Below are 12,572 nucleotides of genomic sequence, written 5' to 3'. Positions count from 1 at the left end.
TAACGATCACGATTTAATATTCGCACCCATGCAAGTTCGTCATTTTTCTGTCATAAACTCACGATAATATAGCGTTACTTAATCAGCGACGCTCGCTGTTAAGTGCTCTCTCTAGTAAACAAACACGTTAGTTTGCATTGTTCCTGCCTTGGCTATTAGCCAAGGCTTTTTTTTAGAAACTTAGGTATTTTCTAGAAATAGGTTATTCAATTGGGTTAACTGTTGCCACACTTGGCTTGCTTGCATTTGTTGCCAATTCATTGGCTTTGTTGCTAGCATTGCACTTAATCGCAATTTACTTTCTTGGTGAATCGAAATATTTGCATTATCAATCACATCAATACATGCTTCTCGATTATTACATAATAACAGCATATCGCATCCGGCTTCTTGTGCCGCTTCTGCTCGTTCTATATACCCACCAATGGAAGACGCACCATGCATCGACAGGTCATCACTAAATATGGCCCCAGAAAAACCTAACGATTTACGTAATACTTGCTTAAGCCATTTGGTTGAAAAGCCCACCGATTTATCATCAACATCTGGAAAAATAACATGTGCAGGCATTACCGCATCTATCATGTTCTCATTAATTAACTGGCGAAACGGCTGTAAATCATGATGAGAGATATCGGCAAACGAACGCGTATCAATCGGCATAGCAATATGTGAATCTGCTTTTACACTTCCATGACCTGGAAAATGCTTTGCCGTACATTTCATGCCAGCAGACTTCATCCCCTGAATAAAAGCTTTAGCTAACGGTGCAATTTGTTCAATGTTTTGTGAAAAGGCACGCTGACCAATAACGTCACTCACCCCGTTAATATCTAGGACAGGCGAAAAACTGATATCAATACCAACACCTTGTACTTCCATAGCCATTAAAGCACCTGCGTTGGCCGCATATTGCTGGGCTTGTGCTATATTATTATTCGCGTGTTCAATAAAGCGCCCCATGGCAGGAATTTGTGAAAACCCCTCTCTAAATCGTTGCACACGCCCTCCTTCATGATCTACACCGATCAATAAAGGTTTATTGGCTGTATGTCTGATGTGAGAAATTAATTCACGTATTTGTTGAACAGACTCAAAATTTCGAGAAAAGAGAATTAATCCACCAACAAGCGGGTGTTGAACAAGCTCTTTGTCTTGCTCTGTTAACGACGTGCCATGCACGTCCATCATGATTGGACCCATAACTGTAAAATATCTAAACAATAATCGGCTTACTGTACCTAATATTGTGACATTGCAAAAGTTAAATTACTCGGTAACGCCCTAGCTGGCTTGTAGTGGTGCGCCAACACCGGCAGACACAAACGGAATAACTTTACGTATAACATCACCAATATCTAATGACTGATCAAAATCATTTTCAGCGATATCAATTAATGCATCACTTGAGGACATGGTGAATACAACAGTCCCCATGGTAAAATGTAATCGCCAAAAAATATCTTCTGCGGTTAATTCTGGAAAGGCTCGCTGAACTGCTTCAACAAAATTTGTGATCACACCTGGGTATTGAGTGGTTAAAAACCAACGTAAAAAACCTTGGCTATCAGTATAACCTCGCCCTAAAAGCTGTAAGAAATTGCTTGTGCCATTGTCACGAAAAACATTTAACGATAATAATGGCTCGATAAACGCAGAGAATACTTCAAGTAACGAAGGCTGCTGCTCTTGTTGACAAACCAAGACTAAGGAGTCTTCTAAACGCGGCGCTAATTCATTCATGTAACGAGACATAACTGCTTTAATTAATTCTTTTTTTGACCCAAAGTGATAGTTAACCGCAGCTAGATTTACATCAGCTAAACTTGTGATCTCGCGTAACGAAGTGCCATTAAAGCCCTTATCAGCAAATAATGTTTCAGCGGCATCAAGTATTTTATTTTTAGTATCCATGGGAATCACCACATTTTACTGCACAATTACCCCACAGTTTAAACAAGCGTTTTAAATAACGCAATAAACGAAAGTTCAAGCTATGAATATTGATACCTGAAACACTAAAACAGTGGAGTTCAAAATTAACCGTTTTTATACTGACAATAAAACCTCCAATGATACGTTTTTATAAAGCTAATCCTTTTAAAAGTGAGTAAATATCGCGTAGGTTATTGTGCTCTTCAATGACTGTATAAAAACAAACAGTATGACAAATATCTCAATTTATAATCTGTAATTTTTCCTAATTTATACGCAGGAAATACATCAAATTTACTTAATAAATAAGCAATTACAATTTTTTTTAAAATAGCTAAAGATCCTAACTTATATTTAGGTTATTATTTAATCAACTCTTGTGAATGTATTGTTCAATACTGGGAATGTGTTGGCCGTAAGAGTTTTCTAAGTTTCATGAATTTTAATAGCCCGGCATTCAGTCGGGCTTTTTTTGTCAATGTATTAAGTTTTTCTATCTACCTGCATTTTTATAAAAATAAGCAGAGAACATTGCACTTTTGGATTATCACTATTACTTTTTTAATGAACTATTAAACATCAATATATTCTTTTATACTGACATTAAATTTACAATAGGTTTACAAATAGCATCATGAAAAAACAATTAAAAAAATCTTTCATAGCCCTATGTATCGCAGCAACCATTGTTGGCTGTAACACGACACCCGCAACAACAACTTCGCTTACTCAACAAGATGCAGAGCAATTCCTCAATAATGTAGAACAAGAGTTGATAGCATTGAATTTAGCCGGCGCTCGAGCGGCATGGATAAATGCTAATTTTATTACTCACGATACAAATGCACTTGCAGCAAATGCAGATCAGAAATCAACAGAAGCCGGTGTACGTTTTGCTATGGAAGCGGCAAAATTTGATAATGTTGATGTAACAGAAGATCAACGTAGAAAGCTGAATATTCTAAAACAAAGCTTAGTCATGCCTGCACCGCAAAATGCTGAAAAATCAGCTAGACTCGCGACGCTAGGTTCACAACTTAATAGCATGTATGGACGAGGTAGCTATACTACCAACTCTGGTGAAACGCTAAGTCTAGGTGACATGACATCGACAATGGCAACCTCAAGAGACTATGACGAACTATTAGAAATGTGGCAAGGTTGGCGAGAAGTCAGCCCAGAAATGAAGCCCTTATTTACCGAACAATCAGCACTAGCTAATGAAGGTGCTAAAGGTTTAGGTTACCGCGATTTAGGTACAATGTGGCGATCAAATTATGATATGCCAGCCGATGAATTCGCCAAAGAGCTAGATCGTTTATGGTTACAGGTGAAGCCATTATATGAAGACTTACACTGCTACGTTAAAGATAAGCTAGCTGAGCAATACGGTGAAGATAAGGTACCAAGCGACCAGCCGATACCGGCACATTTGCTTGGCAATATGTGGGCGCAAACCTGGGGCAATATTTATGATGTAGTCGCACCTGAAAATGCCGACCCTGGTTATGATGTTACTAAACAGCTTGCCGCGCACCAATACGATGAAATTAAAATGGTAAAAGGCGCCGAGCATTTTTTTACCTCTCTAGGCTTTGAACCACTACCCGAAACATTTTGGGAGCGTTCTTTATTTACTAAACCAAAAGATCGTGACGTAGTATGTCATGCATCAGCATGGAATTTAGATGCTAAAGATGATATTCGTATTAAAATGTGTATTCAAAAAACCGGGGAAGAATTTAACGTAATTCATCATGAATTAGGACATAACTTTTATCAACGCGCCTACAAAAACCAACCTACGCTATATCAAGGAAGTGCGAATGATGGCTTTCATGAAGCAATTGGCGATACTATCGCACTCTCTGTTACGCCTAAATACCTTAAAGAAATTGGCCTAATTGATTCAATTCCAGATGAATCAAAAGACATTGGATTATTAATGAAAATGGCACTTGATAAAGTGGCGTTTATTCCTTTTGGCTTATTAGTTGATCAATGGCGTTGGAAAGTATACTCGGGTGAAATTACGCCTGAAAATTACAATACGGCATGGTGGGAACTTCGTGAAAAATATCAAGGTATTGCGGCTCCTGTAGCCCGTCCAGATAACGCGTTTGATCCAGGTGCAAAATATCATGTGCCAGGTGGTGTGCCATATTCTCGCTATTTCTTAGCACATATCCAGCAATTTGAATTTCATAAAGCGTTATGTGAAATTGCGGGTAACACAGATCCCATTCATCGATGCTCTATTTATAATAATAAAGAGGCTGGAAAGGCACTGAATGAAGTGTTAGAAATGGGACAAAGTAAACCATGGCAGCAAGCTTATAAGGTGCTAACCGGTAGCGAACAAATGGATGCTACAGCAATCTTAGATTACTTTGCGCCATTACATAAATGGTTGAAGAAGAAAAACCAAGGTAAAAGCTGCGGTATATAACCGATAACATTAGTTTCTAGGAAGGCGCCTAGGGTCTGTTGATCTTTAGTGTTTATTTTTGCAGCAGTTTATTGGTATTTAGACAAGGCATTGCGATTAATGTGTGGTTATTCCACATGAAAAAGCAATAACGACGTATAAATGACAAAAAACGCTGCCCTTTGGGCTGACGAATCCCCAAAAAATGACAGGCACAACATTTTATGATCTTATTAGTTCGCCAAAACAAAAATAAGAGTAAAATGCTATGCCTGAATCCTTACTTTGCCATAACTTCTTTGATAAGTCCTTATCGAATTTCAATCAAGCGAGAATGAAGACACTTAAAGCATGCTCTGAAGCACTTATAGCGTCTGATAGATTAACCTTAACAAGTTTGGGGCGTTACTTAGCTGGGCGTGCGAACATTAAGCATAAAATAAAAAGGGTTGCTCGTTTTCTTAATAACGAGCATTTGTTTAACCAACAAGTTGAAATATACGCTTCGTTGGCCAAACCAATCATTAGCAACTTGCCTTATTTAGCCATTGCAGTGGACTGGAGTGGTTGTTGTCGTTCAGATTACCACCTGCTTAGAGCGAGTTTACTCGTTGACGGCCGTTCTTTAGTGCTTTACAACATGGTTGTTGAATTAAAAGATTTTGATACGCCAGAAACCAATGCCAGATTTTTAGACAACCTCCTTCAAGTTATTGGTGAACACCGGTCCGTTTATATTTTGTCAGATGGTGGTTTTCTTACTCCTTGGTATACTAAAGTCCGTTCATTAGGATGGCACTTTATTGGCCGTCTCAGAGGCACGATGACATGTAAGTTAGAAGGTAAAAATACTTGGGAAAAACTCCCTGCCTTTCATCAGGGAGCGAGCTGTCAACCAACTCGACTTGGCAAAGCGAGGGTTACTCAACACAGTCCAACAGCATGTGATGCATTTCTCCATTTGTACAAAGGAAAATACAAAGGACGAAAAGGGAATAGCCGTTTTACTAAAGATACTCGCATGTATCGACGGCATGCTCATGAGCCATGGTTACTCGCAACATCAGATAATACACTCACTAGTGATCAAGTAATTAAGTTGTACAGTAAAAGGATGCAAATTGAGCAAAACTTTCGCGATGACAAAAGCCAACAATATGGCTTTTCGTGGCGGTTTAGTAAAACACAAGGCGTAAGGCGAATGAGTGCCTTGTGCTTAATTGCATGTTTAGCTAGTCTATTACTTTGGTTTGTTGGCTTTGAAGCGGAGCAGCGCAATTGGCAAATAATGTTTCAGGCTAATACGATAAAACACCGCAGAGTTCTATCGTTTCTTACATTGGCGAAGCAAGTAATTCGGCATAGACTCCACAAAATTAAAAATCACTATCTACAGAAAAGTCGAGAAAACTTTTTAGCTTATTATCAAATATGTTCAGTTATATAAAAATGGGGATCCGTCAGCCCTTTGGGTTCAGCTAAACGCTATTTCTTCATCGTTGTTCGAAATTTACATGGAATAACCATGTGACATTGCTCACGCCTTGAACAAAAAGCGTTTAGTTCGAACAACATTTAATCTCGAAAGTTCAACAGACCCTAATATATGGCGCCTTTTTTATGGCTTTTTGTACCACAGACTCTACTAGTTGGTTATTATTAAAAGGGGTGACCTGAAACTTTACTTATGTTTAATTTAATGTACCTGACCCCTTTAATTAGAGCTTGTTGATCTTTCATGTTTACTTTTGCCGCAATTTGTTTGGTATTTATACAAGGCAACACTTGCGCCGTGTAGTTATTCTACTCCAGTCAAGCGTTAACACAGTAGAAATGCCAAACAGATACAGCCCGAAGGGTTCAACTAAACTTAAACAGCAAAGATCAACACGCTCTAGTTTATTATGTCTGTTTCGGATGTAATACGACCTTATTTCTACCCGATTCTTTTGCACGATATAATGCCGCATCAGCGCATTCTATCCAGGCCTCATAATTTTTAATACTAGGCTCGACTTCTGCCAGACCTAAGCTAATGGTGTATTTAACATCAATATCATTATGTTGCACTAGCGCGCTTTCAATTTCTGCACGTAAACGTTCCGCAAAAGTTTGCGCATTTTCTATAGCGGTATCTGAAAGTAAAATAGCGAATTCTTCACCGCCATAACGACCAGAAACATCGGTTTCTCGTACGTGCTTACGGATCACACTAGACAAGTGACGGATCACTTCATCACCTACCACGTGCCCATAATTGTCGTTAACATCTTTAAAACGATCAATATCAATCATCACTAAACTGCTCGCGTGCTGACTTCGCGTCCAACGTTTATATTCAGCTTCTAAACATCGTTCCCAATGCGTACGATTAAACAATTTTGTTAAACCGTCGGTTTGACTTAAAATGGCTAACTCAGCATTCGCTTGCTCAAGATCTTGTTTATGTACAGCATTATCAGTGACATCATAAACAATTAAACATAAATGCGTAACTTCGCCCGTTGACGACATTAAGGGAATAAACGTGGTGTTTTGGTACATATAATCAGCGGTACCTGTAATGGGTCGATAGTTTTGAAATTTAAATAAATAAGGACGCTGTTCCCAAATGGTAAACGCTTTATTTTTAAGCATAAATACTGATTCTGATTTGCGCACAAACCACTCTTCTGGAATTTCTTCAAATAAGGAAAAAAGCGTTTTACCTTTCACTTCTCTTGGTAATAATCCGCTATGATTTTCCATAAAACCATTCCAAATTTGTATCTGGTATTTTCGATCAAGCACAACCAAACCTACATCTATGGTGTGCAACATTTCCATTAACCAGTGTAATTCATTTATTTGCTCAGTTTCTAACGACATGTTTTTAATCCAACAGGTAAGCAATTTTATTATTTAACGTATTCATAGAGTCTTCAGTAAACAGTAACAAAAGATCACATTTTATTGGATAGTTTTCAATTCCATAGCTTATTTCTATTGCTAACGTTCTTCGCCACTTAGTCGAATTAGTCGCAATTAATTCCGATATTTTACGATGTTGACCCAATACAACCGGGTGTCCCTGACTAAAAGGCATATCTAACTGTTCCGAAACTCCTTTCAAACAAGCGCCAATCAGCACATTTGCCAAATCCATTAGCAATTCAAGCTCGGTTGTATCGTCAACTTCATATTGATAATTCATTAAATCCGCTACATCTTTAAAGCTAGAATCATTTAAAATAAGTAACGCTTCACCAGAGATACCTGCGCCAATAAAGCCTTGGCAAATTCCTGACGTACTTTCATGGGCTTCAATGGCTGATAACGCCATTGACAACTCACTCACCTCAATTAAATTAACATTCGGAATTGGCAATACCACGAATACATCAAGTAAGCGTGCTAATAAATCACCGGCTTGTCCCATCGCTACATTGGCAATTTCTTGATAACAATCGCGAATATCACCTTCTAACGCAGGTAATTGAGGTACCGATTCAACGTCAGCCACTTCAGAAGGTGGGGTAGCTACGCTCACTGGTGTTACATTCAAAGGTTCACTAGGTTTACTTGATAATGGCCTATCTGTCTCACCTTGCTGAACATCAGCATTAAACACACCAAAAGCCGCTAATATGTCCGTTAATTTTTCTTTGTTTACAGGCTTTTGTATAAAATCTAACGCCCCTAAACTAGTGACTCGTTGGTGCGCCTCAGGTTGAATATCACCAGATATCACAATCACCATTGTTGGCAGGTCTTGTTGTACAATAGCCTCTAATACTTGATAGCCGTCCATTTCTGGCATATTTAAATCTAAAAATAGCACATCTCCTTTGCCTGCTTTAATTAACTCGATGGCCTCTAAGCCATTAGTTGCGAAACTGATCTCGACATCCCAGCCATCAGGCAAAGATCTCGCGACCTGTTTTCGCGCCATATTTGAATCGTCACAAATCAACAAAGGTGTTGGCATAGAAAAACTCGTCTAACACAAAGATAATATTAATAAAAAAACAATTTCGGCTATTTTAAAGCCTTCTCAAATATAACCATAGTTATAAATCGATAAAAACACTATTTATTCGCAATTTATTTTTGTCAGAGGTACTATTTTATCTTCAACTCTTAAAAAATATATGACATCACATGAAACAAACAACTTATTCAAGTATTTTCGCGATTCTCATCAGCCTATCGCTGCCAAGTTTAGCCAATGAAACAGTATCGAACCCGCTACCTGAATCTTATGACCTTGTTAAGGCGGGTGATAAATACATTACATTATTGGGCAACCAAGTAGCTGTTGGGGAGCAGGCACCTCAGTTTAAAGTGGTTGATGATATGTTTTCACCAGTATCTCTCAGTGACTTTTCTAATATGCCAGTGTTAATCTCTGTAGTACCTAGCTTAGATACAGGCGTTTGTTCCGTTCAAACAAAGCGATTCAATGAAGAAGCTGCCAAATTAGGCGACAACTTAACGTTGCTGACGATTAGTAATGATTTACCTTATGCACAGAAGCGCTTTTGCAAAAATGAAAATATCGAACAGCTACAAGTATTATCAGACAGTGTTTGGCGTGATTTTGGTAAAAAATATGGCCTTCTGATCAAGGATATGGGGTTATTAACACGCGCAATATTCGTCATTGATGCTACCGGTAAAGTCACTTATAAAGAGCTTGTTGCTGATATTTCACAACACCCTGATTACGATGCAGCACTTGCGGCTTTAGAAGCAATAAAATTAACAGACGACAAAAAATAAAACCTTTATTTTTTAAAAAGTTACCAGATAAGCACAAAAAATTTAATTTTTATCCTTGAATAAAAACATATTAACCCTATCTATTAATTGTAGTCGCTGAAAGGGACTACAATTAACCGCCTGTTCACTATTGAAAGGCACTTTATAAAAGTTATGCGAGTACGATGAAATACGCGGCGAGAACCTCGAGCGACATTCAACGCACAACTTTACTTATTAACATATTGCTTAACAGAGGATATGAATTATGCGTACAACTACAGATTTTAGCCCACTTTACCGTTCATTTATCGGTTTCGATCACTTAGCTGGATTATTAGACAAAGCATCTCGTGCTGATAAACAATCGTCTTATCCCCCTTATAACATTGAATTGCTTGCTGAAGACCAATACAGAATTACCATGGCTGTTGCAGGTTTCGCTGAAGAAGAGCTAGCGATACAGTCTGAACATAACAATTTAGTCATTACTGGCACTAAAGCAGGTGAAACAGATAAAACCGACAGAAAATTCTTACATCAAGGCATTGCAGAACGAAATTTTGAACGAAAATTTCAATTAGGCGACCATGTTAAGGTGGTTGGTGCCTTTATGGAAAATGGTTTACTGCACGTTGATTTACAGCGTGAAATTCCAGAAGCTTTAAAACCACGAAAAATCGCCATTAATGGTAAAAGCTTATTAAATGATAACTCGAATTAACATAAGCTAAACTGATTTTCTCCCTTATTTTTTGCCCGGTTATTCACCGGGCTTTTTTTGTTGATTTAAAAATTGGCTGAACAAGGTTACCGTCTCTTGCGGATGAGAAACTGGCGCCATATGACCCCCTTCAACGTAGTGCAGGTGAGCATTAAAAAGATGCTCAGCAATTAACTGACTCAATACTTTACTCAACGGTCTGGTTTGTTCACCTATGACTAATAAACAAGGACATAATAACTGACTGAGGTCTATCAACTGATAGCTTTGGTCTAATATTCCTTGAAAGTCTGCATGAACCTTCGGCATAGCAAGTGCCATTTGCTGTTGTACTTTTTGAGGAAGCTGTTGAAAAAACTGTTCACCATTCCAAAAATTAACAAATGCCGCTGTTGCCTCTGTACTTTCTAATTGGCGTAATTGCTGTGAAAATTCACTCACTTGCTGAAAGTATTGCGCTTGAGCCTGTTCAAGCAAATGAAAGACAACCGGCTCAAATAAAGATAAACTTGCTACTCGTTGACGATTTTTCATTGCCCAAGCTAATGCAACAGCCCCACCACACGAATGACCAACAAGATGAATTGGCGTTTGAATATTTTCTTGAAGTAAGCACTGTTCAATGCGAGTTAACTCATCTTCAAAGGTATAACTCGATAGATCATCAGGTAAACCTGCATCACCATAACCAAGTAAATCAACATTAATTAATGTAAAGCTGTCTTGTAATTGAAAACACAATGGCAACCATTGCTTACTACTACTGAGTGAACTATGCAATAAAATAACGGCAGGGCCTTGTCCTAATACTTTGATACCTTGCATATCTGAAACACAACCTTTTCATATTAACATCGTAAAATGTTGCACATTTTAACAAGAGATATGATTAAATAACTAGGTCAAAAGCAAGATATAAAGAGAAGCATGAATATAACATTAACCAACAAAAGCGCCCTAGTGTGCGGTAGCAGCCAAGGTATTGGAAAAGCATGTGCAATCGAATTAGCATCACTGGGTGCTAACGTCACTTTATTTGCACGTAATGAACAATCACTCAATAAGGTGTTGGCGTTATTAGACACTAGTCAAGGCCAACAACATCATGTATTAGTTGCTGATTTTTCCCAGCCTGAACAAGTGAAAAATGCGATTACTGCAAATATCGAAAAGCATGGTGGCATTGATATTCTCATTAATAATACTGGCGGGCCAACGCCAGGGCCTGCTAATACAGCAGATGCGCAAGCGTTCATCGATGCCTTTCAGTTACATTTAGTCTCGAACCACCACTTAGTACAAGCGGTAATCCCACACATGAAAAATACAGGATATGGACGGATTATTAACGTTATTTCAACGTCAGTGAAACAACCATTACCAAATTTGGGTGTTTCCAATACGATACGTGGTGCAGTAGCAAGTTGGGCTAAAACGTTAGCCAATGAATTGGGCCCGTTTGGTATTACGGTAAACAACGTTTTGCCAGGCGCAACAGCCACCGCAAGATTAGACGCTATTATCGAAGGTAAAGCAGCAAAGCAAAACATTAGTATTGAGCAAGCGACCGACATTGAAAAATCTCACATACCAATGAGACGATTTGCACAACCAGAAGAGTTTGCCGCTGCGGCTGCATTTTTAGCATCACCTAGCGCGGGCTACATCACTGGTATTAATTTACCCGTCGATGGTGGCAGAACATCCAGTCTGTAATCGTTAAAAAGATAGGGTAAATAATAACTCGCTAAGATCAGGCTGCCATTGAAACTCTTTCAGGCTGATCTTAGTCCCTACTACCACAATTTGTTCTTCTTGTAGCAACGCTTTTTGCCGTTCAAACCCTTCACTGGCAAGCGGTAACGATATTTTCCCTTGTGCGTTAATCACACGAAACCAAGGAACAGCTTTATTTTGCCAGCCGCCATCAGGTACATAGCCAAGTGATTTACCCACTAATCTAGCGCGGCCGGGCAAACCAGCTAAATCAGCAATTTGACCATAAGTCGCTACTTTACCAACAGGGATCTGTTGTACCGTTTGCCAAATTCGTTGGTAATTTCCTATGTTGGTCATTACCAGGGTAATACGTCGCCATTTGAATGTTTAAACACACCCGTTTCAGCCATTGATTGTTGCTCTATTAACTTAACAATACGACCAGCCGCTTCATTAGCACTAATATCCCCACCCATATTGACCATTTCAGTTTGAACATAGCCTGGATGATATACGCCAACAGAAATATCGTGAGATGCTAAATCTTTCGATAACGACATAGAAGCCGCATTTAAAGCTGCTTTTGACATACGATAACCATATCGACCACCTGAACCATTATCCGCGATAGAGCCCATTCTAGAAGTGATCATCGCAACTTTACTACCGGTAACTAACTGAGGCAGTAAACGTTCAACAACCAATAAAGGTGCTAAAGCGTTAACATCAAACTGTTCTTTTATTGTGATTGTGTTTAATTGACCTAATTGTTCATCTCTTAGAATACCCGCATTGCAAATCAACACGTTAATTCTCTCGTTAGATAATGCCTCAGCCATAACAGTTAACCCTTGCTCGGTGGCAACATCAACCCCATTGATTACCTTTGCATTTATCGCATCTAACGCCTCTGAGCTTTGACGACATAATGCGATAACGTTATCACCCTGTTCAGCGAAAATCGTCGCCATGGCAAGTCCAATTCCACGATTAGCACCAGTAATTACTACAGTGTTTTTCATTTCA

The 12,572-nt window shown here is 38.7% G+C and carries 12 protein-coding genes; 5 read left to right on the top strand and 7 right to left on the bottom strand.

Translation table 11 applies throughout. The features are described from left to right. Positions 1–180 precede the first annotated feature (180 nt). A complete protein-coding gene (nagZ, locus tag QUE72_RS05470) occupies positions 181–1,203 on the bottom strand; it encodes a beta-N-acetylhexosaminidase (protein ID WP_407704954.1) in 1,023 nt (340 codons plus the stop codon). Between the two features lie 81 nt (positions 1,204–1,284). After that, positions 1,285–1,914, bottom strand: a complete 630-nt coding sequence (locus QUE72_RS05465) for a TetR/AcrR family transcriptional regulator (protein WP_074495356.1) — start codon at positions 1,912–1,914, stop codon at positions 1,285–1,287. A gap of 655 nt (positions 1,915–2,569) precedes the next feature. On the opposite strand from QUE72_RS05465, the gene QUE72_RS05460 reads away from it, so the two are divergent. Both QUE72_RS05460 and QUE72_RS05455 read left to right on the top strand, forming a co-directional pair. Further along, entirely contained in the window at positions 2,570–4,384 is a 1,815-nt protein-coding gene (locus QUE72_RS05460) for a M2 family metallopeptidase (RefSeq protein ID WP_286272032.1), read from the top strand. A gap of 247 nt (positions 4,385–4,631) precedes the next feature. Then, positions 4,632–5,810, top strand: a complete 1,179-nt coding sequence (locus QUE72_RS05455) for an IS4 family transposase (protein ID WP_286272030.1) — start codon at positions 4,632–4,634, stop codon at positions 5,808–5,810. 455 nt (positions 5,811–6,265) lie between these two features. On the opposite strand, the gene QUE72_RS05450 is transcribed toward QUE72_RS05455, so the two are convergent. After that, positions 6,266–7,231 (bottom strand): sensor domain-containing diguanylate cyclase, encoded by a 966-nt coding sequence (locus QUE72_RS05450; protein ID WP_074495352.1) that lies wholly within the window; start codon positions 7,229–7,231, stop codon positions 6,266–6,268. A 4-nt stretch (positions 7,232–7,235) separates the two neighbouring features. Next, positions 7,236–8,330, bottom strand: coding sequence for a response regulator (locus tag QUE72_RS05445; protein ID WP_286272028.1), 1,095 nt, complete (start codon positions 8,328–8,330; stop codon positions 7,236–7,238). 173 nt (positions 8,331–8,503) lie between these two features. On the opposite strand from QUE72_RS05445, the gene tpx reads away from it, so the two are divergent. Together tpx and QUE72_RS05435 are read left to right on the top strand one after the other, a co-directional pair. Next, complete coding sequence (tpx, locus tag QUE72_RS05440; RefSeq protein ID WP_286272027.1) at positions 8,504–9,124, top strand: thiol peroxidase; 621 nt, start codon at positions 8,504–8,506, stop codon at positions 9,122–9,124. 247 nt (positions 9,125–9,371) lie between these two features. Further along, positions 9,372–9,827, top strand: coding sequence for an Hsp20 family protein (locus QUE72_RS05435; RefSeq protein ID WP_074495344.1), 456 nt, complete (start codon positions 9,372–9,374; stop codon positions 9,825–9,827). A gap of 39 nt (positions 9,828–9,866) precedes the next feature. Here the strand turns inward: QUE72_RS05435 and QUE72_RS05430 are convergent, their stop codons facing one another. Further along, positions 9,867–10,652 carry an alpha/beta fold hydrolase gene (locus QUE72_RS05430; protein ID WP_286272026.1) on the bottom strand — a complete coding sequence of 262 codons (786 nt, stop codon included), beginning with the start codon at positions 10,650–10,652 and terminating at the stop codon, positions 9,867–9,869. A 102-nt stretch (positions 10,653–10,754) separates the two neighbouring features. Between QUE72_RS05430 and QUE72_RS05425 the strand changes: the two genes are divergently transcribed. Next, a complete protein-coding gene (locus QUE72_RS05425) occupies positions 10,755–11,543 on the top strand; it encodes an SDR family oxidoreductase (RefSeq protein WP_074495339.1) in 789 nt (262 codons plus the stop codon). Positions 11,544–11,546: 3 nt separating this feature from the next. On the opposite strand, the gene QUE72_RS05420 is transcribed toward QUE72_RS05425, so the two are convergent. Both QUE72_RS05420 and QUE72_RS05415 read right to left on the bottom strand, forming a co-directional pair. After that, positions 11,547–11,903: an MGMT family protein gene (locus tag QUE72_RS05420; protein WP_286272024.1), complete on the bottom strand. Its 357-nt coding sequence runs from the start codon at positions 11,901–11,903 to the stop codon at positions 11,547–11,549. Continuing rightward, entirely contained in the window at positions 11,903–12,568 is a 666-nt protein-coding gene (locus QUE72_RS05415) for an SDR family oxidoreductase (RefSeq protein ID WP_286272023.1), read from the bottom strand. Before QUE72_RS05415 ends, QUE72_RS05420 begins: the two co-directional genes overlap by 1 nt. Between the last annotated feature and the right edge of the window lie 4 nt (positions 12,569–12,572).

It is taken from the genome of Thalassotalea hakodatensis, from assembly GCF_030295995.1.
Lineage (GTDB): Bacteria > Pseudomonadota > Gammaproteobacteria > Enterobacterales > Alteromonadaceae > Thalassotalea_C > Thalassotalea_C hakodatensis.
This window is presented reverse-complemented; position numbering and strand designations above follow the sequence as displayed.